Genomic DNA, 19550 nt, shown 5'->3' on the forward strand with positions numbered 1-19550 from the left:
ATGCTGAAGTACCGCACGCTCGACACCCCCACCGGCCCGCTGACCGTCGTCGTGAGCCCCACCGGCGCCGTGCGCGCCGCCGGCTTCACGACCGACGTGGCCGAGCTCGTGAGCCTGATCCATCCGAGCCTGCGCGCGGCCGCCGAGCCGGCCGACGACGTCGGGCCGGTCACCGGCCATGTCCGGTCCTATCTCGACGGTGACCGCTCGGCTCTCGACGCGGTGGTGGTCGAGCAGTTCATCGGCGGTGAGTTCATCCGGCACGCGTGGGAGGTCATGCGCGAGATCAAACCGGGCGCGCCGGTGACCTATTCGGAGTTCGCCCGCCTCGCCGGGCGGCCGGCCGCGATCCGCGGGGCGGCGGCCGCCTGCGCCCGCAACCCGGTGGCTCTGTTCACGCCGTGCCACCGGGTGCTGCGGCTCGACGGCTCGCTCGGCGGCTACCGGTGGGGCCTGCCGGTCAAGCGGTTCCTGCTCGACCACGAGGCCGCGGCGTGATGTTTATTGCCAGGCCCCGGGTCGCGACGCGCCGTAGCATGCAGCCATGACTGATACGGGACGGACCGGGCGCGCCGGTCTCCCCGAGCGACCGTCGCTGGACGGGCTCGAGGACAAGTGGGCGCGCACCTGGCAGGAGGAGGGCACGTATGCGTTCGACCGCTCGAAGGAGCGGGCGGATGTATACGCGATCGACACGCCTCCGCCGACCGTATCGGGCGAGCTGCACATGGGGCACGTCTTCTCGTACACGCACACCGACACGGTCGCGCGGTTCCAGCGAATGCGCGGCAAGGTCGTCTTCTATCCGATGGGCTGGGACGACAACGGCCTGCCGACCGAGCGGCGGGTCCAGAACGTGTACGGCGTCCGGTGCGACCCGGCGCTGCCCTACGACCCGGCCTGGGAGCCGCCGGCCACCCCACCCAAGCAGGCGATCTCCATCTCGCGGCGGAACTTCGTCGAGCTCTGCGGCCGGCTGACCGCCGAGGACGAGAAGGCGTTCGAGGCGCTGTGGCGCACGCTCGGTCTCTCGGTCGACTGGGGTTTGACCTACACGACGATCGGGCGTCACTCGCAGGCCGTCTCGCAGCGGGCCTTCCTCAACAACCTGGCCCGCGGCGAGGCGTACACGTCCGAGGCGCCGACGCTGTGGGACATCGGGTTCCGCACGGCGGTCGCCCAGGCCGAGCTCGAGGATCGGGAACGCCCGGGCGCGTACCACCGGCTGCGCTTCCACAGCCCGGACGGGCCGGTCGAGGTCGACACGACCCGGCCCGAGCTGCTGCCGGCCTGCGTCGCGCTCGTCTACCACCCGGGCGACGAGCGATACGAGGGGCTGACCAGCGTCCGCACGCCGTTCTTCGACGTCGAGGTCCCGGTCAAGGCGCATCCGATGGCCGCGCCCGACAAGGGCACCGGCATCGCGATGGTCTGCACGTTCGGTGACATTACCGACGTCACCTGGTGGCGCGACCTGCAGCTCGAGACCCGGGTCGTGCTCGGGCGCGACGGCCGGTTCCTGGCCGACCGCCCGGCCGGCGTCTCCGAGGCGGCGTACCGGGAGTTCGCCGGGCTGACCGTCAACGCGGCCCGGCGCGAGATCGTCCGGCTGCTCACCGAGTCGGGCGACCTGCTCGGCGAGCCGAAGCCGATCACGCATCCGGTCAAGTTCTACGAGCGGGGTGACTCGCCGCTCGAGATCGTCACCAGCCGGCAGTGGTTCGTCCGCAACGGCGGTCGCGAGCCGGAGCTACGGCAGCGGCTGATCGCGCGGGGCCAGGAGCTGAAGTGGTTCCCCGAGCACATGCGGCATCGCTACGACCACTGGGTGAACGGGCTGACCGGTGACTGGCTGATCAGCCGTCAGCGCTTCTTCGGCGTGCCCATCCCGATCTGGTACCGGCTCGACAACGCTGGCGAACCGGACTACGACCAGCTTCTCATACCGGACGAATCGTCGTTGCCAGTCGACCCCTCCTCGGAGTGTCCGCCCGGCTTCGACGAGGCGCAGCGCGACGTCCCGGGCGGCTTCACGGCCGACCCCGACGTGATGGACACCTGGGCCACGTCGTCGCTCACCCCGCAGATCGTCACCGGCTGGCAGCACGACGAAGACCTGCACAAGCGGGTCTTCCCGATGGACCTGCGCCCCCAGGGGCAGGAGATCATCCGCACCTGGCTGTTCTCCTCGGTCCTGCGGGCCGACCTGGAGAGCGACGTCCTGCCGTGGAAGACGGCCGTCCTCTCGGGCTGGATCCTCGACCCCGACCGCAAGAAGATGTCCAAGTCCAAAGGCAATGTCGTCACCCCGATGGACCTGCTCGTGCAGAACGGCTCCGACGCCGTCCGGTACTGGGCGGCCAACGGGCGGCCCGGCGCCGACCTGGCCTTCGACCCGGCCCAGATCAAGGTCGGCCGGCGGCTGGCGACCAAGCTGCTCAACGCGTCCAAGTTCGCGCTCGGGCTGGGCGCGGCCGAGGCGTTGCGGCAGCCGGTCACCGAACCGCTCGACCGGGCGATGCTCAGCCGGCTGGCCTCGGTAGTCGCCACGGCCACCGAGGCGTTCGAGCGGTACGACCACACGGACGCGCTGCAGGCGACCGAGTCGTTCTTCTGGACGTTCTGCGACGACTACATCGAGCTGGTCAAGGAGCGCGCCTACGCCTCCGGGCCGGGCGCCGACTCGGCCCGGGCGGCGCTGGCGGCCGGGCTGTCGGTGCTGCTGCGGTTGTTCGCGCCGTTCCTGCCCTATGTGACGGAGGAGGTCTGGTCGTGGTGGCGGTACGGCTCGGTGCACCAGGCAACCTGGCCGACCACGTACGAGCTGACCCGGGTCGCCCCCGAGGGTGACGCGAGCCTGCTCGATCTGGCGGGCGACGCGCTGCGCCAGGTGCGGCGGGCCAAGAGCGACCGCAAGCTCTCGATGAAGGCCGACGTGCCCCTGGCCGAGGCGCTCGGCCCGGCCGACCTGCTCGACAAGCTGGCCCAGATCGAAGGCGACCTGAAGTCAGCCGGTCGCATCGCCAAGCTCGACACCCTGCCCGACCGCACTCCGGAGCTGGTCATAGCCTGTGCCTTCTGACGCACCCCGCCGCCCCGCGCCCGCGGGGCGGCGGATGACCGAGATCTTCGTGAGCACGGACGTCGAGACCGACGGTCCCATCCCGGGCCGCAACTCGCTGCTGAGCTTCGGTTCGGCGGCTTTCCGGTCCGACGGCACGATGATCGGCACCCACACCGCCAATCTCACGACCCTTCCCGGGGCCGGCGCGGATCCGGACACGATGGCCTGGTGGGCCCGGAACCCCGAGGCGTGGCAGAACTGCCGGTCCGACCCGCGCGACCCGGGCGAGGCGATGAGCGACTATCGCGGCTGGCTCGAAGCGCTGCCGGGCAAGCCGGTGTTCGTCGGCTACCCGGCCGCATTCGACTTCATGTTCGTCTATTGGTACCTGGTCCGGTTCACGGGTGGCAGCCCGTTCTCCCACTCGGCCCTGGATCTGAAGTCATACGCGATGGCCGTGCTCGGCAGCGACTTCCGCGCCACCACCAAACGCACGATGCCACGCGACTGGTTCGGACCGTCCCGGCACACCCACGTCGCCCTCGACGACGCGATCGAACAGGGCCACCTCTGGCTTGCCATGCGCCGCGCCGCCGGCTCCCGCTCCGCCCAGTGACGACTGCATCATTTGGTTCGCAAGGATCCGGAGTAAGTTCCGCCACAACCTCTGACGAGGTGGGCGCTCGCTCAGCTCTCGCGGCGGGGTGTCACGAGCTTGTCGAGATCGATGCTGATCTCGAAAGGCTTCGTGGTGCGCAGCTCCTTGCGGTGGACTCCGGTTTGTGCGTACAACCGAGTGGGCCCCTCGAGCGCATAGACGTGAACGACCGGTGAGCCACCCTCGTCTTCTTCGACGCGCCAGTAGTTCTCGATGCCGGCCTCCGCGTACTTGCGCGATTTGACGATCCGATCGCGATGGGCGGACTCCGGGGAGACCACCTCTACGACAAGGAGGACCTCATCCGGCGTGTAGAAGGTGCGGGACAGGTCGGAAGGCTCCGTTGTCACCAGAACGTCCGGCTCCGGACGATTCCATTTGTCGAGTCGAATGGTGATCTCCGGGTCCACCGTGATACCCGCCGGCGCTTGGCCCGTCAGGGCATTCACCAATGCGTTGATCACCCGGGCGTGCCAGATGCGCTGGGGGGACATCATGAAGACGAGTGCTCCATCGATCAGCTCGGTGTGCCGAGGAGCCTCGGGGATCTGGTCGAGGTCGTCGGCATACCAACCCTCAGGGCGAGGCGGACGCATCCACTCAGGCACTGTGGTCATGGGGTCACCGTAGCATTCGGCAATGACGGCCTGGCTGCTCTGAAATCGCACGCCAACCTCCGTTCTTCGGTGACGACATGGCTCCACATCGATCGAAGATCTTGCCGTTTCGGGCTCTGAAGCTTGGCGGCGGAGTCAACTTGAGGCGCACGGTCACGGTGGTCAATGTGCTGCCAGTCCTGTCGCTCGATCGTGTCGGCGGTCGGGCTGCGGCTTGTCGATAGGCGTCACGGCGCGGGGCGGGGCCGGGCGCTTGGGAGCGGCTCTGGCGAAAAGCCGGAGCGAGGGCCGTTGGCAGGGCAGCATGAGAGGCATGATCGCGCCTGATCAGGTGGAGGCGCCCGCGCGCGACGCTGTGTTGTTCCGGTCGTCGCCGGTGCGGACGTTTGTCACCGTCTTTGTGCTGTTGATGCTGTCGTTTGCTCTGGTGTCGCCGATCATGGCGGTGGTGGTGGGTGGCACCGGGAATCCGTGGTGGCACTCGGCGCTGCAGGCGGGGGCCGTGGCCGTGCTCGGGGCCGGCTGCTTCGCCTGGTCGGCTCGAGGGTCGCTGAAGACGTGGGTGCGGGTGTCGTCGGGTGGGCTCGAGCTGGCCGCGCAGGACAGTGACCCGATCCTGCTGGCCTGGGAGGACATCGCGTCGGTGCAGGTTCGCAAGGTCCGGCTGCGGAACGTTCTCGACGTCACCCCGGTCGATCTCGACACCGTGCATCCCGTGCAGGGTGAGCGGGTGGGGTGGCCGACCATGACCGAGACGCCGAACGGGCCGGGGTTCACCGCCGACCTCAGCGAGATCTGGCCGGGCCCGCGACGACTCCGCCGCGAGCTCGCCAAACACCTGCGCCAGACCGAAGGCTGAGGCTGGGGGGCTAGAAGTCGCCTCCGCCGAAATCGCCGCCACCGAAGTCGCCGCCACCCCAGTCGCCGCCGCCGAAGTCGTTGCCGCCCATGTCGCCGCCCATGTCGTTGCCGCCGAAGTCGCCGGCGGCGTCGGCGTAGCCGTCCTGGAAGCCGTCGCCGTAGCCCATGTCGCCGAAACCGGGGGAGAACAGGGCGTCGAAGATGAGCATGCCGCCGAGGACACCGGCGCCGGCGCCGAGCGCGGTCTTCCAGACCGGTGTCGAATACCAGCCGGCGGGGACCGGGCGGCCCTGGACGCGGCCGCCGGGGTAGTAGTACGGGGTGTCGGCGCCGGGCTGCGGGCCGGCCTTGTAGCTGTGGCCCTGCACGCTGACCTCGCGCTCCTTGGTCAGCTGGCCGACGCCCTGCGCGCTGGCCAGCGGCGGCAGGTCGGGGCCGGGGTCGAGGTTCATGGCGACGCGGGCGGCCCGGACGTACTGCAGGCCCTCCAGGGCCGACTCGCGGGCCAGCTCGTACTGCCGGATGGTGTTGGCTTGCTGGAGCTGACCACCGGCGGCGTTGTACCGCTCGCCCGCGTCGGCCAGGGCCTGCTGCGCGGCGGCGTCACTGCCGTGCAGGTTCATGAGTTGCCCGCCCAGTCGCTCGTACCAGCGCTGGGCCTCGGCCTTGGCGTCCTCCAGACGCGTCTGCTGAGATGCCGCCCCGTTACGCCGCGCGATGACGGCCACGAGGGCGACCACGACGATGATGGCCAGAATCAGCAACACGCTCATGTTCCAACGGTACCCTCGCGAATCACGTCGTACCGGTCTGGCAATCTCCGGTATGTGACTGTCTCGACGCTGGCCGTGGTGCTCCTCTGTCTGGCCGCCGGGGCCGCGATCGGCTGGTTCGCCGCGCGGCTGCGGGCGGCCACCGACATCGCCCGTCTCGAGGCGACCCTGCAGGCCCGCGCCGACGGGGAGGAACGCCTCGAGCAGTCGATGCGGGCCCTGTCGTACGAAGCGACCGCCCAGTCGCAGGAGGCCGTCGCCCGGGCCGTCGCCCCGCTGCATGAGACGCTGCGCCGCTACGAGCAGCGGGTGGCCGAGCTCGAGCACGAGCGCGTCGACGCGTACGCCGAGCTGCGCGAGCAGGTGCGCTCGATGAGCGAGGTCTCCGGCGAGCTCCGCACCGAGACGAAACAGCTGGTCGCGGCGCTGCGCACGCCTCAGGTGCGGGGCCGGTGGGGTGAGCACCAGCTGCGGCGGATCGTGGAGGCGGCCGGGCTGCTGGAGCACTGCGACTTCGCCGAGCAGGTCACGGCCACGACCGACAATTCGGGGGTACGCCCGGACCTGGTGGTCCGCATGCACGGGGGCCGCACGGTCGTCGTCGACGCCAAGGCGCCCCTGGAGGCGTACCTCTCGGCCCTGGAAGCCCGCGACGAGCGCAGCCGGGACGCCCACCTGGACCAGCACGCACGCCACCTGCGCTCGCACATCGACGCGCTGGCGGCGAAGGAGTACTGGACGGCCTTCGAGCAGTCGCCCGACTTCGTGGTGCTCTTCGTGCCGGCCGACCCGTTCCTCGACGTGGCCCTGCGGCACGACCCGACGCTGATGGAGCACGCCTTCCGGCGCAACGTCGTGCTGGCCACCCCGGCCACGCTGATCGCGATGCTGCGCACGGTGGCCTACTCGTGGCGGCAGGAGGCCCTGGCCCGCAACGCGGTCGCCGTGCACAGCCTGGCCCGCGAGCTGTACGCCCGGCTCTCCACGCTGGGCGACCACGTCGGCAAGGTGGGCACCGCGCTCGGGGGCGCCGTCACCGCGTACAACCGGGCTGTCGGCTCTTTGGAAGCCCGCGTGCTGGTCAGCGCCCGCAAGCTCGCCGAGATGGGCGTCTCCGACGACGAGCTGCCGGCGCCACCCCAGATCGAGGTGGCGCCCCGGCAGCCGCAGTCGCCAGAGATGGTCGATTAGGCCTTAGCTGCGGCCGCTGCCTTCATGTCGCGGCGGAGCTCCTGCGGAAGCGAGAAGGTGAGGCGCTCTTCGGCGGTGGTGAACTCAGTCACCTCGCCGAAGCCGCGGGATGCCAGGTGGGCGAGGACGTCCATGACCAGGTCCTCGGGGACGCTGGCGCCGGAGGAGACGCCGACCGTGGTCGCGCCCTCGAGCCATTCGTCCTGGATCTCGGAGGCGAAGTCGACCAGGTGGCCGGCGCGGGCCCCGGCGTCCACCGCGACCTCGACCAGGCGCACGGAGTTGGACGAGTTGGTCGAGCCGACGACGATCACCACGTCGCACTCGGGGGCGATCTCCTTGACCACGTGCTGCCTGTTCTGCGTGGCGTAGCAGATGTCGTCGCTGGGCGGCGACTGCAGCAGCGGCAGGCGGGTCTTGAGGCGGGCCACCGTCTCCATCGTCTCGTCGACCGAGAGCGTGGTCTGCGACAGCCAGACGACCTTGGACGGGTCGCGGACGACGACCTGGTCGACCGAGTCGGGGCCGTCGACGAGCTGGATGTGCTCGGGGGCCTCGCCGGAGGTGCCGATGACCTCCTCGTGGCCCTCGTGACCGATGAGCAGGATGTCGTAGTCGTCGGCGGCGAACCGCTTGGCCTCGTGGTGCACCTTGGTGACCAGCGGGCAGGTCGCGTCGATGGCCTTGAGGTTGCGGCGGCGGGCCTGCTCGTGCACCTCGGGGGCGACGCCGTGGGCGGAGAAGACGACGGTGGAGCCCTCGGGCACCTCCTCGTTCTCCTCGACGAAGATCGCGCCGGCCGCCTCGAGCGTGCTGACCACGTGTTTGTTGTGCACGATCTGCTTGCGCACGTAGACCGGGGCGCCGTACAGCTTCAGCGCCTCCTCGACGGTCTGCACCGCACGGTCGACGCCGGCGCAGTAGCCGCGCGGCTTGGCCAGCAACACACGCTTCCGGGGCTCAGTCACCCGGCCATGGTACGTGGATCCCTCTCACCCACGCTTTTCTGCGATCCGCACCACAGTCATACTCGTCCGGTGATTCTGCGGGAGGAAGTGGCCAGGGCCGGCAGCGGGCTGCGTTTCGCGCTGGGCGCGTTGTCGCTGGTTCTCGGGATCACCTGGATCCTGCTCAACCTGCATTCGGCCAGCGTCCGGCTGGATCTGCTGATCGGCGCCGTGCTCGCCGCGGGCGGCCTGGTGCTGCTCATGCCGCATCGCATCAGCCTCCCGCCCCGGGGCACGGCGATCGCGATGACCGGCACCGCGCTGGCCGGGACGGCGGCCGGCCTGGTCGTCTCGAAATCCCAGCTCTGCTGCATGTTCGCCTTCATCGTCGACCGGGGCTGGCCGTTCACCTGGGCGACCAAGGGCGCGGTGGCCGACGATCCGGATGTCGCGACCCGCCTCGCGGACAGCGCGGGCTGGTCGGCCAACTTTCTCCCGCTGGCGGCCGATCTCCTGCTCTTCTCGTACGTGGGTCTGCTGCTCACGGTGATCTACGTGCTCGTCCGGCGGGCCCGCCTGCAGAAAAGGCCATGAAGAGGGCGACGAGCCGGAATACTCGGGTTCATGCCTGAGGACCCCGGCCTCCTCGAAGGGGCGGCGACCACGCTGCGCCTGATCGTCGGCTGGGCCTTCACCGCCCTGGCCGTGCTCAATCTCGCCATGGGTCTCGACTCGGTGTCGTACGCGTTGTTCCACGGCGTGCTGCTGATCGCCGGGCTGACCCTGCTCGGCCTGCCGCGCGTCGGCCGCCGCCCGCGGCGCGCCGCCTGGCTGGCCGGCTCGGCCGTCGCCGTGCTCGGCCTCGTCGTCTCGACCGTGCCCACGGCGGCCGTCGCGTGCTGTTCGCCGGCGTACGCGGTCCGGCACGGCTTTCCCTTCACGATGCTGGCCCGCGACCCCGGCGGCTGGCACGCCGACGGCGGCCGGATCGTCATCGACCTGCTCTTCTGGGCCCTGGTCGGGCTGCTGGTGCTGATCGCCGTGGCCCGCCTGACCCCGGCCCCGACCGGGCCCGCGCCGGCTCCGGCCCACCGGCCGCCGGGGACCGGCCACCACGGCGAGGACCGCGGCTTGCGGACCACGGACGAGGAGAATGTCAGAGGGCTTCCGTAATCTGGCCGGGTGAGTGAGCCAGCAGGGGGCAAGAGCACCGCCGACGAGCCGTGGCCGGTGCGCGTCGTCAGTCAGAAGATCGGCGCGTGGATAGCCAAGCTGGGCTGGGTCTGGGTCGACGGGCAGGTCGCGCAGATCAGCCGCCGCCCCGGCTCGACCGTGGTCTTCCTGACCCTGCGCGACCCCTCGGCCGACCTGAGCCTCACCGTCACCGCCCACCGCGACGTGCTCGACGCCGGCGCGCCCGAGCTGGCCGAGGGGGCCCGGGTCACGCTGCACGCCAAGACCGAGTTCTACCCGGCCCGGGGCACGCTCAGCCTGCGGGCCGACGAGATCCGCCAGGTCGGCCTGGGTGAGCTGCTGGCCCGGCTCGAGCGCCTCAAGAAGCTGCTGGCCGCCGAGGGGCTGTTCGCCCGCGAGCGCAAGCGCCGCCTGCCGTTCCTGCCCGGGCGCGTCGGCCTGATCACCGGCCGGGCCAGCGCCGCCGAGCGCGACGTCCTGATGAACACGCGCCGCCGCTGGCCCTCGGTCGACATCAAGGTTCTCAACGTGCCCGTGCAGGGCCCGACCGCGGTGCCGCAGATCATCGAGGCGCTCAAGGTCCTCGACAACGACGACACGATCGACGTCATCGTGATCGCCCGCGGTGGCGGCAGCGTGGAAGACCTGCTGCCGTTCAGCGACGAGGCGCTGTGCCGGGCCGTCTTCGCCTGCCGCACCCCGGTGGTCAGCGCGATCGGCCACGAGACGGACGCGCCGCTGCTCGACTACGTGGCCGACCTGCGCGCCTCGACGCCGACCGACGCCGCCAAGCGCATCGTGCCCGACCTGGCCGAGGAGCGGCAGCTGATCGACGTGGCCCGCCGCCGGCTCGAGCGGGCGGTGCTGACCCTGGTCGACCGCGAGACCCACCGCCTCGAGTCGTGGCGGTCGCGGCCCTCGCTGGCCCGGCCCGAGCTGCTGGTCGACCAGCGCGAGACCGACGTGACCGCCCTGCGGGACCGGGCCGTCCGCAACCTGGAGCACCGCCTGCGCCGAGCCGACGACGACCTGCGGCACACGGTGGCCCGGCTGCGCGCGCTGTCGCCGGCCGCGACCCTGCAGCGGGGCTACGCGATCGTGCAGCGCGAGGACGGCCATGTGGTGCGCGCGGCCGACGACGTCAAGACCGATGACCTGTTGAGGGTGCGGCTCGCCGAGGGCGAGCTGCAGGCAACCGTGAAGGAAAAACAGTGAGCGACGACAAGCTGAGCTACGAGCAGGCGCGGACCGAGCTGGCCACCGTGGTGGAGCGGCTCGAGCAGGGCGGCAGCTCCCTGGAGGAGTCGCTGGCCCTGTGGGAGCGCGGGGAGAAACTGGCCGACGTCTGCCAGCGCTGGCTCGACGGCGCCCGCGAGCGCATCGACGCGGCCCGCGCGGCCCGGGCCGGCGACTAAAGACGGGCCGGCGACTGACGGATCAGCGCAGCGCGCCGGCGAAATCCTCCAGATCGTCGACGCTGCTCTTGCCGATCACGATGACCGTGCGGGTCTGGTCGGCCAGCACGAGGGCCTTCTCGCCGGGGCGGGCGTCGTAAAGGCGCCAGACGCCGGCGTCCGAGCGGAACTCGCCGGCCGGCTTGGCGTCCTTGGTGAGCTCGGTGGGCAGCAGCGTGGCCGACGGCACGTTGCTCTCGACCAGCTGCAGCGCGTCCTTGTCAGGGTCGACGTAGCCGATCCGCAGCGTGGCCCCGGTGGTCTCGCGGCGGAAGCTGGCGCTGGACACGTGCCAGTCGTCGCCCAGGCCGGTCGGCTGCAGCACCGTGAAGACGTTGGCCTTCTGGGCCTCCTGCAGGGACCCGGCCGGGTCGACGGTGATCGGCGCGTCGCCGTTCAGCACGGTCCGGTAGAAGATCAGCAGCAGCGCGATCGGCACCAGGAGGACCAGCAGCGACATCGCCATGTCCCGGGGCGACCGCTCCTGCCCCCGGGCGAGCCGGACGGGCGCGCCATCTTCCGAAGCAGCGCCGGCCGCCGGGGCGGCCGCTGCCTCCGAGGAAGCGGCGGCGGGCGGCTCTTTGTCTGGCGCGGCCGAGGAGGCGGACGGGGCCGACGAGGCGGGTGCGGGCGAGGCTGGTTCCACCCACCCATTGTTAACCATGTCGCCGGCGCGGGACTTTGCCCGTCCGCACATGTGAGGATCGGGTTACTCACCAGCCCCGCAGAGTCGCGAGGAGGCGCCCATGCCCGCACGGGTCCCGCAGGATCTCGACCGTAACATCGCCCTCGACCTGGTCCGTGTCACCGAGGCGGCCGCGATGGCGGCCGGCCGCTGGGTCGGCCGCGGCGACAAGAACGGCGGTGACGGCGCCGCCGTCGACGCCATGCGCAAACTGATCAATTCGATCCAGATGCGCGGCGTGGTGGTCATCGGCGAGGGCGAGAAGGACGAGGCGCCCATGCTCTACAACGGCGAGCGGGTCGGCGACGGCACCGGTCCCGAGGTGGACGTGGCGGTGGACCCGATCGACGGCACGACGCTGATGAGCAAGGGCATGCCCGGCTCGGTGGCGGTGCTGGCGGTGGCCGAGCGCGGCGCCATGTTCGACCCGAGCGCGGTCTTCTACATGGACAAGATCGCCGTCGGCCCGGACTGCGCCGACGTCGTCGACATCAACGCCGGCACCGCGGAGAATCTGCGCCGCATCGCCCGGGCCAAGCGGTCCAGCATCTCCGATGTCACCGTCTGCATCCTCGACCGCCCGCGGCACGCGAAGCTGGTCGAGGAAGTGCGCCAGGCCGGCGCGAACATCAAGTTCATCTCGGACGGCGACATCGCCGGGGCCATCTCGGCCGCCCGGGCCGAGTCCGACGTGGACGTGCTGATGGGCATCGGCGGCACGCCGGAAGGCATCACCGCCGCGTGTGCCATCAAATGCCTGGGCGGCATGATCCAGGCCAAGCTGTGGCCGCGGGACGACGCCGAGCGGGAGAAGGCGCTGGCCGGCGGGCACGACCTCGACCGGGTGCTGACCACCGACGACCTCGTCACCGGGGACAACTGCTTCTTCGTGGCGACCGGTGTGACCAGTGGTGACCTGCTCAAGGGGGTGCGGTACCGCTCCGGGGGCGCGCACACCCAGTCGATCGTGATGCGGTCCAAGAGCGGCACCATCCGGGTGATCGACTCGTACCACCGCCTGGAGAAGCTCGCCCTCTACTCGGCCATCGACTTCGACGGTCACCTGCCGACCGTCCCCCTGGGTGACGGAGAGCCGGTCATCTAACTCTCAGGAAGGTGAGGCCCGCCAACCGTTGGCGGGCCTTGCCGAACCCTGGAACCATTGACGGATGAGTTACGGGGCTGACACGACCCGCATCGAGGCCGAGGCGAGATTCGGCACGAACGAGTTCTACGCGTCCCTGGGCCGCGCGTTCCTGACCATGTGCGCGGTCATCCCGGTGCTCTTCCTCATCGAGGCGATCGACGTCGGCATCGGCTCGGGCCAGCTCGACGTGGCCGGTGGCATAATCCCGCACCGCATCGCCGGGCTCGACGGCGTGCTGTTCAGCCCGTTCCTGCACGCCGGGTGGGATCACCTGTACGGCAACGCGGTGCCGCTCATCCTGGTCGGCACGTTCGCCCTGGCCGGCGGCGTCCGCCGCTTCATCTGGTCGACCTTCGTGATCATGCTGGTGAGCGGCCTGGGCGTCTGGTTCGTGGGCGACCCCAACAGCGTCGTCGTCGGGGCCAGCGGTGTCATCTTCGGCTACCTGGGCCTGCTGCTGGCCCGTGGCGTCGTCGAGCGCAGCTGGTGGAACCTCGCCGTGGCGGCGTTCATCGGCCTGCTGTACTGGTACCAGGTCTACAACATCCTGCCGACCGATCAGCCGGTCTCCTGGCAGGGCCACCTGCTCGGCCTGCTCGGTGGCATCATCGCCGCGATCATCTTCCGGCGGAAGCGCCCGAAAGCGGCCTACTGAAGCTTCCGGACCGCCGCCATGATGGCCGGGCGGAAGGTGGAGATCTGGGTGTAGACCCCGGGGTACCCGTCCCGTGCGCATCCGAGCCCCCAGCTCACGATGCCCACCTGCACCCACTGCCCGCGCCGGTCCTGGTCGACCATCGGGCCCCCGCTGTCACCCTGGCACGTGTCGGCCTTGCGGTCGCCGGCGCACATCTGCTCGTCGTCGACCAGCTTCACGCCGGCCTTGAGGTACGCCTTGGCGCAGCGCGCGTCCGAGACCATGGGCACGCTCGCGTAGTGCAGCCGGCGCTCCTGCTTGATCGAGTCCTCTCGGGTCTGGCCCCAGCCCATCACCGTGTACCGGCCCGGGCCGATCGGCTCGGCCGAGACCGGCACGATCGGCAGGTGCAGGACGCGGTCGACCTGGATCACCGCCCAGTCGTCGCCGCGGGTCTCGTCCTTGAAGCCGACGGCCCGGATGACCGAGACACTGCGGGCGGTCAGGGCGCGACGGGACTGGAGGTCGGAAACCCCCGCGGTGATCTGGATCCGGTCGGTGACGCCGGTGCCGTCGACGCAGTGGCCCGCGGTGAGCACCACGCGGGCCGCGATCAGCGTCCCGCCGCAGCCCATGGAGAGGCGCACGACCCAGGGGAACTTGCCCTGGGGCGCCACGGTGCCGCCGACCACCTCGCGGACCGGGCGGGGTTCACCACCGGCGTGCGCCGGCGACGCTCCCCCGCCCAGCACTGCCGCGAGGACACCGATCAGGACCAGTGAAGCGGCATTTCGGACCATACCGACATTTGATCACAGCGAAACGGGCCGCGCGGTTCGCCGCGCGGCCCGTTTCGCCAAGCTTGTCTACTTAGTACCAACCGGTGTCCTGTGAGTGCCCCCAGGCGCCGCAGGGAGTGTCGTACCGGCCCTCGATGTACCCGAGGCCCCACTTGATCTGGGTCGCCGGGTTGGTCTTCCAGTCGCTGCCCTCGGAGGCCATCTTGCTGCCGGGCAGGGCCTGCGGGATGCCGAAGGCGCCGGAGCTGGGGTTGGTGGCCTTGTAGTTCCAGCCACTCTCCTTCTTCCACAGCTTGTCCAGGCACGGGAACTGGTCGATGCCGAAGCCGGCCTGGATCATCAGCGCGCACCCGGTGGCGCGGGCGCCCGAGTACTCGTCGCAGGAGGCGGGGATCTCACCGGTGTACTCGGTGGGACCGCTGCTGCTGCCGCCGCCGTCCTCCTCCTTGGCCTCCTCGGCCTTCTTGGCGGCTTCCTCGGCCTTCTTCTTGGCCTCGTCGGCCTTCTTCTTGGCCTCGGCCGCCTTCTTCGTGGCGATCGCCTTCTGCTCGACCGAGTGGGCCTGGGCGGCGGACGCCTTGGCCGCCTGGGCCGCCTGCTCGGCGGCGCCGGCCTCGGCCTGGCTGCGCTGCGCCCGGTCCGCGGCGTGCGCGGCCTGGCGCTGCTTCAACAGCAGGTCGTCGTCGACATTGGCCTGCACGACAAGCTGCGCTTCGGCACTCGTCTGCTGGACTTCCCGGTCCTGTCCGAGGTAGACGCCGCCGGCGCCGCCCGCAACAAGCAGGCCGACCGCGGTGACTCGTACTCCGACCCGGCTCCAGAGCCGATTCACGAAGGTTCCCTTCGTCGGGGGCAATGACACGGCACGTCCCCCACCAGGGGAAACGTGCCGTGAGCACCGCGAGGACAAAGGGCCGGCGTCGATGTGACGACGATATTGGCCACGCATGGCGCTCGTCAGACACCATGGCGCAGCGTGAAGCGGATGTGAAACGTCAGAGCGGTGATGTGACTTTGCTCACTCCAATTTCACGCTCAAATCGGGTGAAAAGCTCCAGAAATCGCGTCACTCCGAAGGGGACGCCGTTGTCACCTTACGGAGTGTAGCGATCACTCAGAGTGGAAGCTCCTCCAAGAGGTCGGTGACCACCTCGGCGATGGGCGAACGCTCGGACCGGGTCAGCGTCACGTGGGCGAAGATCGGGTGTCCCTTGAGGGCCTCGATCACCGCGGTCACGCCGTCGTGCCGGCCCACCCGCAGGTTGTCGCGCTGGGCCACGTCGTGCGTGAGGACGACGCGCGAGCCCTGACCGATCCGGGAAAGCACGGTCAGCAGCACGTTGCGCTCGAGCGACTGCGCCTCGTCGACGATCACGAACGCGTCGTGCAGGCTCCGGCCGCGGATGTGGGTCAGCGGCAGCACCTCGAGCAGGCCGCGGGCCATCACCTCTTCCACCACGTTGGCGTGGGCGACCGCGCCGAGCGTGTCGAAGACGGCCTGGGCCCAGGGCGACATCTTCTCGTTCTCGGTGCCGGGCAGGTAGCCCAGCTCCTGGCCGCCGACCGCGTAGAGCGGGCGGAACACGATGACCTTCTTGTGGCGGTTGCGCTCCATGGTGGCCTCGAGGCCGGCGCACAGCGCCAGCGCCGACTTGCCCGTGCCGGCCCGGCCGCCCAGCGAGACGATGCCGATCGACTCGTCCAGCAGCAGGTCGAGGGCAACGCGCTGCTCGGCCGAGCGGCCGCGGATGCCGAATGCCTCCCGGTCGCCGCGCACGAGGCGTACGGACTTGTCGGGGTTGACCCGGCCCAGCGCGGAACCGCGCGGTGAGTGGATCACCAAGCCGGTGTGGCAGGGCAGTCGCTCGGTGTCCTCCAGCTCGAGCTCCTCGCCCGCGTAGAGCGCGTTGACCTCCTCCTCACCCAGCTTGAGGTCGGCCATGCCGGTCCAGGTGGGGTCGCTGGCCTGGCCGTGCCTGTATTCGTCAGCGGTCAGGCCGACCGAGGCCGCCTTGACCCGCAGCGGCATGTCCTTGCTGACGAGCGTGACCGTACGTCCCTCGGCTGCCAGACCCAGCGCCACGGACAGGATCCGGGTGTCGTTGGAGTCGTTGCGGAAGCCCTGCGGCAGGACGCTCTGGTCGGCGTGGTTGAGCTCGACCCGCAGCGTGCCGCCCTCGTCGTTGCAGAGCACCGGCTCATCGAGCCGGCCGAACTTGATGCGCAGCTCGTCCAGCAGCCGCAGCGACTGACGAGCGAACCAGCCCAGCTCGGGATGGTGGCGTTTTCCCTCCAACTCGGAGATCACGACGAGGGGGATGACCACCTCGTGATCGGAGAACCGGCGGAACGCCGCCGGGTCGGACAGCAGGACCGAGGTGTCCAGAACGAAAACACGGCCCTCACGGGCCGGTTCAGGGGTTCCGGAGACTTTGGCGGCCGAGTCGCGTGAGATAGAAGTAGCAGCGACGTCGGCGTCAGATCGGCGTGATGTCACAGGCCTGCTCCAGCGGGCGTGCAACCCGGTACGCCCGCGGTCCGCCACCTCCGGCGCCCGATCTCATGCACGGGACGGATTGCAGGCCCCGTGGCGCACTTGTCGCAGGTCCGGGCCGGCCGGCTGGCTCGGGATGACCCCGTGCCATGACCCAAACGCTAGCGGTCATCAGCCGTACGCGGTAGTACGCAAAAACGGGTGACGTCCAACTCTCGGCCAATTTTGCGAGCATGAAACGACACCCCAGGCGGGTAATCTGACGTCGTGGCACAGACTCCGCGTACGAACCATCCGCTGAGCACCGCCGACGCCTGGGCCTTCACGGCCGAGCACCGGCTCCAAACCACGTTCTTCTTCGACTTCGACGGCGTCCTCTCGCCGGTCACCGACGACCCGGACGCCTCACAGCCGGTGCCATCGGTGCTGGGCGTGCTGGAGAGGCTCGCGACCGTCGTCCAGCGGGTCGCCATCGTCTCGGCCCGTCCGGTCAGCTTCCTGCGGTCCCGGTTCTCCTCGCTCGAGCGCGTCGACCTCTACGGGCTGTACGGCCTCGAGGTGTGGCACGAGGGTGAGGTCGTCACCGAGCCGGCCGCGCTGCCCTGGGTGCCGGCCATGGCCGAGCTGGCCGAGGCGGCCAAGACCGAGCTGCCCAGCGACATCCTGGTGGAGTACAAGCGTCTTTCCGTCGCCCTGCACTACCGCACCGCGCCGCAGCACGCGCAGGCCGTCGAGCGCTGGGGGCACGAGCAGGCCGAGAGCCGGGGCCTTCGGGTGCAGGCCGGCCGCATGGTGGTCGAGCTCAAGCCGCCCGTCGACCAGGACAAGGGCATGGTCATCACCGAGGGCGTCCGCGAGGCGGGCTGCGCCTGGTACTTCGGTGACGACATGTCCGACATCAAGGCGTTCGACGCGCTGCGCGCCCGCGAGGCCGTCGACCCCTCGTTCTTCGGCGTCGCGGTGGCCGTGGCCAACCCCGAGACCGGGGCCGAGGTCTCCAGCGCGGCCGACCTGACCCTCGACTCCCCCGACGCGGTGGCCGAGTTCCTGGCCGAGGGCCTCAAGCGCTTCCAATAAGAATTAAGCGCCGAAGCGGCGCTGCCGGTTGCCGTACGACCGCAGCGCCCGCAGGAAGTCGATCCGGCGGAAATCGGGCCAGTTGGCGTCGTGGAAGTAGAACTCCGAGTGCGCCGACTGCCAGAGCAGGAAGCCGGAGAGCCGCTGCTCGCCGCTGGTGCGAATGACCAGGTCGGGGTCGGGCTGGCCCCGGGTGTAAAGGTGCTCGGCGATGTGATCGACGTCGAGGATCTCGGCCATCTCCTCGATCGTGCGTCCGGCCGCGGCCTGCTCGTGCAGCAGGGAGCGCACGGCGTCGGCGATCTCGCGCCGGCCGCCGTAGCCGACGGCCATGTTGACCTCGACCCCGATCGTCCGGTTACGCGTCTTCTCCTGGGCGGCCTTGAGCGCGGCGGCCGTCGGGGCGGGCAGGATGTCGAGCGCGCCGACGATGCGCAGCCGCCACGGGTTGCCCTCCTCGGCCAGCTCGCTGGCCAGATCCTCGATGATCTGGAGCAGCGGGTCGAGCTCGGCCGCCGGCCGGCGCAGGTTGTCGGTGGCCAGCAGGTAGAGCGTGACGTGCTTGATGCCGGCCTGGTCGCACCAGGTCAGCAGCTCCTTGACGCGGGCCGCGCCGACACGGTGGCCGTCGTTGGGGTCGACGAACCCCATCTCGCGGGCCCAGCGACGGTTGCCGTCGCACATGACACCGACGTGTTGGGGCACGGGTTTGCCGGCCAGCTTGCCGGCCAGCCGCCGCTCGTACACGCGGTAGAACGGAGTGGAGATCAGGGACCGCAGACTCATCGCCTCAAACCCTAGCCCGCCCCGGTAGCGACTCAAGGGTGGGCTTGGTGTCGGTGACTCAACCGCAAGGTGATGCGCCCGATCGTGCGAAGGTCGAAAACCCCGTCACCGAGGCCGAGCTCCACCATCCGGCGGAAAACACCACCGTCTCGGGCCGCCGCCTCGACCGCGGCGTCGACCACGCGGGGCCGCCGGCTGAGCCACGCGGCGAGGCCGGAGTGCCGCAGGTGCCGCCCGAGCCGTCGTCGCAGCGCGTCGCGGTAGCGCTCGGCCACCCGTTCGGGCCCGCTCGCGGCAGCCGACCCGGCCAGCGCGCCGGAGAGCACGGCGTAGAAGATGCCCTCCCCGGTGAACGGGTTGATCAACGAGAGGGCGTCCCCCGCGAGGAGCACGCGGCCCCGGCCCGGTGGCGGCCGGTGGGTGGACAGGGGCAGGTGGTGCCCGCGCAGGCCGGCCGGGTCGGCGCCGGCCAGGAGGTCACTCAGGCGTTCCCGGAGGTACGCCCGTGACAGCGGCTCGCCCCGCAGGACCTCGCCGTACCCGACGTTGGCGGTGCCGTCGCCGAGGGGGAACTCCCAGGCGTACGCGGGCCAGCGCTGGCGGGTCGTGACGATGATCTGCTCGCTGGTGTTGGTGGTCGGCGCGTACCCGCGGATGGCGACCGCGAGGTGGCCGGGCGGGTTGACCGGGTGGCCGAGCGAACGCCGCACCACCGAGCCGGCCCCGTCTGCCCCGATCAGCACCCGGGCCCTCACCTTGCCGTCGATCAGAACGCCGTCGCCGTCGTCGTTCACCGTGCGGACCGTCAGCCGCCGCAGCTCGGCCCCCGCCGCGACCGCGGCCCGGACCAGGCGCTCGTCGAAGACCCGGCGCGGGACGGTGTGCGCGGGCCGGGGCAGCGGCCGGGCCACCGCGGCGCCACCCGGCCCGACCAGGCGCAACCGTTCGATAGCCGGATAACCATCGGTGACCCCGGGCACGCCGAGGCCGTCGAGCACGGTCACCGCCTCGGCCGCGATGCCGTCGCCGCACGGCTTGTCACGGGGGAAGTCGGCCCGGTCGAGCAGCAGCACCTCGGCGCCGGCCCGGCGGGCGGCGATCGCGGCGGCCGCACCGGCCGGACCGGCGCCGACCACGACGACGTCGAAGCTCTCGACCGGCATGC

The 19550-nt window shown here is 70.6% G+C and carries 21 protein-coding genes; 12 read left to right on the forward strand and 9 right to left on the reverse strand.

The window, feature by feature from the left end:
• From AB0J66_RS09695 to AB0J66_RS09705, 3 genes are read left to right on the forward strand one after another with little or no spacing between them, the layout of a single operon-like run.
• Positions 1-498: a methylated-DNA--[protein]-cysteine S-methyltransferase gene (locus AB0J66_RS09695; RefSeq protein WP_364657895.1), complete on the forward strand. Its 498-nt coding sequence runs from the start codon at positions 1-3 to the stop codon at positions 496-498.
• A 46-nt stretch (positions 499-544) separates the two neighbouring features.
• Positions 545-3082: a valine--tRNA ligase gene (valS, locus tag AB0J66_RS09700; RefSeq protein ID WP_364657898.1), complete on the forward strand. Its 2538-nt coding sequence runs from the start codon at positions 545-547 to the stop codon at positions 3080-3082.
• Positions 3083-3116: 34 nt separating this feature from the next.
• Complete coding sequence (locus tag AB0J66_RS09705; protein ID WP_364657901.1) at positions 3117-3680, forward strand: exonuclease; 564 nt, start codon at positions 3117-3119, stop codon at positions 3678-3680.
• A gap of 71 nt (positions 3681-3751) precedes the next feature.
• Here the strand turns inward: AB0J66_RS09705 and AB0J66_RS09710 are convergent, their stop codons facing one another.
• A complete protein-coding gene (locus tag AB0J66_RS09710) occupies positions 3752-4339 on the reverse strand; it encodes a Uma2 family endonuclease (protein WP_364657903.1) in 588 nt (195 codons plus the stop codon).
• 313 nt (positions 4340-4652) lie between these two features.
• Between AB0J66_RS09710 and AB0J66_RS09715 the strand changes: the two genes are divergently transcribed.
• The gene (locus AB0J66_RS09715; RefSeq protein WP_364657906.1) at positions 4653-5198 is read left to right on the forward strand and encodes a hypothetical protein; all 546 of its coding nucleotides are present in this window, start codon (positions 4653-4655) and stop codon (positions 5196-5198) included.
• 10 nt (positions 5199-5208) lie between these two features.
• Here the strand turns inward: AB0J66_RS09715 and AB0J66_RS09720 are convergent, their stop codons facing one another.
• Positions 5209-5973 (reverse strand): hypothetical protein, encoded by a 765-nt coding sequence (locus tag AB0J66_RS09720; RefSeq protein ID WP_364657909.1) that lies wholly within the window; start codon positions 5971-5973, stop codon positions 5209-5211.
• 54 nt (positions 5974-6027) lie between these two features.
• On the opposite strand from AB0J66_RS09720, the gene AB0J66_RS09725 reads away from it, so the two are divergent.
• Positions 6028-7164, forward strand: coding sequence for a DNA recombination protein RmuC (locus AB0J66_RS09725; protein WP_364657912.1), 1137 nt, complete (start codon positions 6028-6030; stop codon positions 7162-7164).
• Here AB0J66_RS09725 and AB0J66_RS09730 read toward each other — a convergent pair.
• Positions 7161-8132, reverse strand: a complete 972-nt coding sequence (locus tag AB0J66_RS09730; RefSeq protein WP_364657914.1) for a 4-hydroxy-3-methylbut-2-enyl diphosphate reductase — start codon at positions 8130-8132, stop codon at positions 7161-7163. The two genes, AB0J66_RS09725 and AB0J66_RS09730, sit on opposite strands and share 4 nt — an antisense overlap.
• 69 nt (positions 8133-8201) lie before the next feature.
• Between AB0J66_RS09730 and AB0J66_RS09735 the strand changes: the two genes are divergently transcribed.
• The 4 genes from AB0J66_RS09735 to AB0J66_RS09750 are packed head-to-tail and all read left to right on the forward strand — an operon-like array spanning position 8202 to position 10720.
• Positions 8202-8705 carry a hypothetical protein gene (locus tag AB0J66_RS09735; RefSeq protein ID WP_364657917.1) on the forward strand — a complete coding sequence of 168 codons (504 nt, stop codon included), beginning with the start codon at positions 8202-8204 and terminating at the stop codon, positions 8703-8705.
• A 30-nt stretch (positions 8706-8735) separates the two neighbouring features.
• Positions 8736-9284, forward strand: a complete 549-nt coding sequence (locus AB0J66_RS09740; protein WP_364657919.1) for a hypothetical protein — start codon at positions 8736-8738, stop codon at positions 9282-9284.
• Positions 9285-9293: 9 nt separating this feature from the next.
• Entirely contained in the window at positions 9294-10520 is a 1227-nt protein-coding gene (xseA, locus tag AB0J66_RS09745) for an exodeoxyribonuclease VII large subunit (RefSeq protein WP_364657922.1), read from the forward strand.
• Complete coding sequence (locus AB0J66_RS09750) at positions 10517-10720, forward strand: exodeoxyribonuclease VII small subunit (protein WP_364657925.1); 204 nt, start codon at positions 10517-10519, stop codon at positions 10718-10720. The genes xseA and AB0J66_RS09750 overlap by 4 nt, the downstream gene beginning before the upstream one ends.
• Before the next feature lie 22 nt (positions 10721-10742).
• Here the strand turns inward: AB0J66_RS09750 and AB0J66_RS09755 are convergent, their stop codons facing one another.
• Entirely contained in the window at positions 10743-11405 is a 663-nt protein-coding gene (locus AB0J66_RS09755) for a DUF4245 domain-containing protein (RefSeq protein ID WP_364657928.1), read from the reverse strand.
• A 100-nt stretch (positions 11406-11505) separates the two neighbouring features.
• On the opposite strand from AB0J66_RS09755, the gene glpX reads away from it, so the two are divergent.
• Together glpX and AB0J66_RS09765 are read left to right on the forward strand one after the other, a co-directional pair.
• Positions 11506-12549: a class II fructose-bisphosphatase gene (gene glpX / locus AB0J66_RS09760; RefSeq protein ID WP_364657930.1), complete on the forward strand. Its 1044-nt coding sequence runs from the start codon at positions 11506-11508 to the stop codon at positions 12547-12549.
• A 64-nt stretch (positions 12550-12613) separates the two neighbouring features.
• Complete coding sequence (locus AB0J66_RS09765; RefSeq protein WP_364657932.1) at positions 12614-13246, forward strand: rhomboid family intramembrane serine protease; 633 nt, start codon at positions 12614-12616, stop codon at positions 13244-13246.
• On the opposite strand, the gene AB0J66_RS09770 is transcribed toward AB0J66_RS09765, so the two are convergent.
• The 3 genes from AB0J66_RS09770 to AB0J66_RS09780 form a co-directional block, all read right to left on the reverse strand.
• Positions 13240-14028, reverse strand: coding sequence for a serine protease (locus AB0J66_RS09770; RefSeq protein ID WP_364657934.1), 789 nt, complete (start codon positions 14026-14028; stop codon positions 13240-13242). The two genes, AB0J66_RS09765 and AB0J66_RS09770, sit on opposite strands and share 7 nt — an antisense overlap.
• A 70-nt stretch (positions 14029-14098) precedes the next feature.
• A complete protein-coding gene (locus tag AB0J66_RS09775) occupies positions 14099-14860 on the reverse strand; it encodes a lytic transglycosylase domain-containing protein (RefSeq protein WP_364657939.1) in 762 nt (253 codons plus the stop codon).
• A gap of 282 nt (positions 14861-15142) precedes the next feature.
• Positions 15143-16525, reverse strand: coding sequence for a PhoH family protein (locus tag AB0J66_RS09780; RefSeq protein ID WP_364657941.1), 1383 nt, complete (start codon positions 16523-16525; stop codon positions 15143-15145).
• A gap of 294 nt (positions 16526-16819) precedes the next feature.
• On the opposite strand from AB0J66_RS09780, the gene otsB reads away from it, so the two are divergent.
• Complete coding sequence (gene otsB, locus AB0J66_RS09785; RefSeq protein ID WP_364658673.1) at positions 16820-17599, forward strand: trehalose-phosphatase; 780 nt, start codon at positions 16820-16822, stop codon at positions 17597-17599.
• 3 nt (positions 17600-17602) lie between these two features.
• Here otsB and AB0J66_RS09790 read toward each other — a convergent pair whose 3' ends face one another.
• Positions 17603-18385: an isoprenyl transferase gene (locus AB0J66_RS09790; RefSeq protein ID WP_364657943.1), complete on the reverse strand. Its 783-nt coding sequence runs from the start codon at positions 18383-18385 to the stop codon at positions 17603-17605.
• Between the two features lie 32 nt (positions 18386-18417).
• Complete coding sequence (locus tag AB0J66_RS09795) at positions 18418-19548, reverse strand: geranylgeranyl reductase family protein (protein ID WP_364657945.1); 1131 nt, start codon at positions 19546-19548, stop codon at positions 18418-18420.
• Positions 19549-19550 lie beyond the last annotated feature (2 nt).

Source organism: Actinoplanes sp. NPDC049598, assembly GCF_040675435.1.
Classification (GTDB): Bacteria; Actinomycetota; Actinomycetes; order Mycobacteriales; family Micromonosporaceae; genus Actinoplanes.

Bases quoted from the DNA above. Each gene is read 5' to 3' on its own strand.
- AB0J66_RS09715 (WP_364657906.1), top strand. From the start codon at position 4,653: ATGATCGCGCCTGATCAGGTGGAGGCGCCCGCGCGCGACGCTGTGTTG.
- AB0J66_RS09790 (WP_364657943.1), bottom strand. From the start codon at position 18,385: ATGAGTCTGCGGTCCCTGATCTCCACTCCGTTCTACCGCGTGTACGAG.
- AB0J66_RS09710 (WP_364657903.1), bottom strand. From the start codon at position 4,339: ATGACCACAGTGCCTGAGTGGATGCGTCCGCCTCGCCCTGAGGGTTGG.
- glpX (WP_364657930.1), top strand. From the start codon at position 11,506: ATGCCCGCACGGGTCCCGCAGGATCTCGACCGTAACATCGCCCTCGAC.
- AB0J66_RS09720 (WP_364657909.1), bottom strand. From the start codon at position 5,973: ATGAGCGTGTTGCTGATTCTGGCCATCATCGTCGTGGTCGCCCTCGTG.
- AB0J66_RS09770 (WP_364657934.1), bottom strand. From the start codon at position 14,028: ATGGTCCGAAATGCCGCTTCACTGGTCCTGATCGGTGTCCTCGCGGCA.
- AB0J66_RS09740 (WP_364657919.1), top strand. From the start codon at position 8,736: ATGCCTGAGGACCCCGGCCTCCTCGAAGGGGCGGCGACCACGCTGCGC.
- valS (WP_364657898.1), top strand. From the start codon at position 545: ATGACTGATACGGGACGGACCGGGCGCGCCGGTCTCCCCGAGCGACCG.
- AB0J66_RS09695 (WP_364657895.1), top strand. From the start codon at position 1: ATGCTGAAGTACCGCACGCTCGACACCCCCACCGGCCCGCTGACCGTC.
- AB0J66_RS09705 (WP_364657901.1), top strand. From the start codon at position 3,117: ATGACCGAGATCTTCGTGAGCACGGACGTCGAGACCGACGGTCCCATC.
- AB0J66_RS09765 (WP_364657932.1), top strand. From the start codon at position 12,614: ATGAGTTACGGGGCTGACACGACCCGCATCGAGGCCGAGGCGAGATTC.
- AB0J66_RS09795 (WP_364657945.1), bottom strand. From the start codon at position 19,548: ATGCCGGTCGAGAGCTTCGACGTCGTCGTGGTCGGCGCCGGTCCGGCC.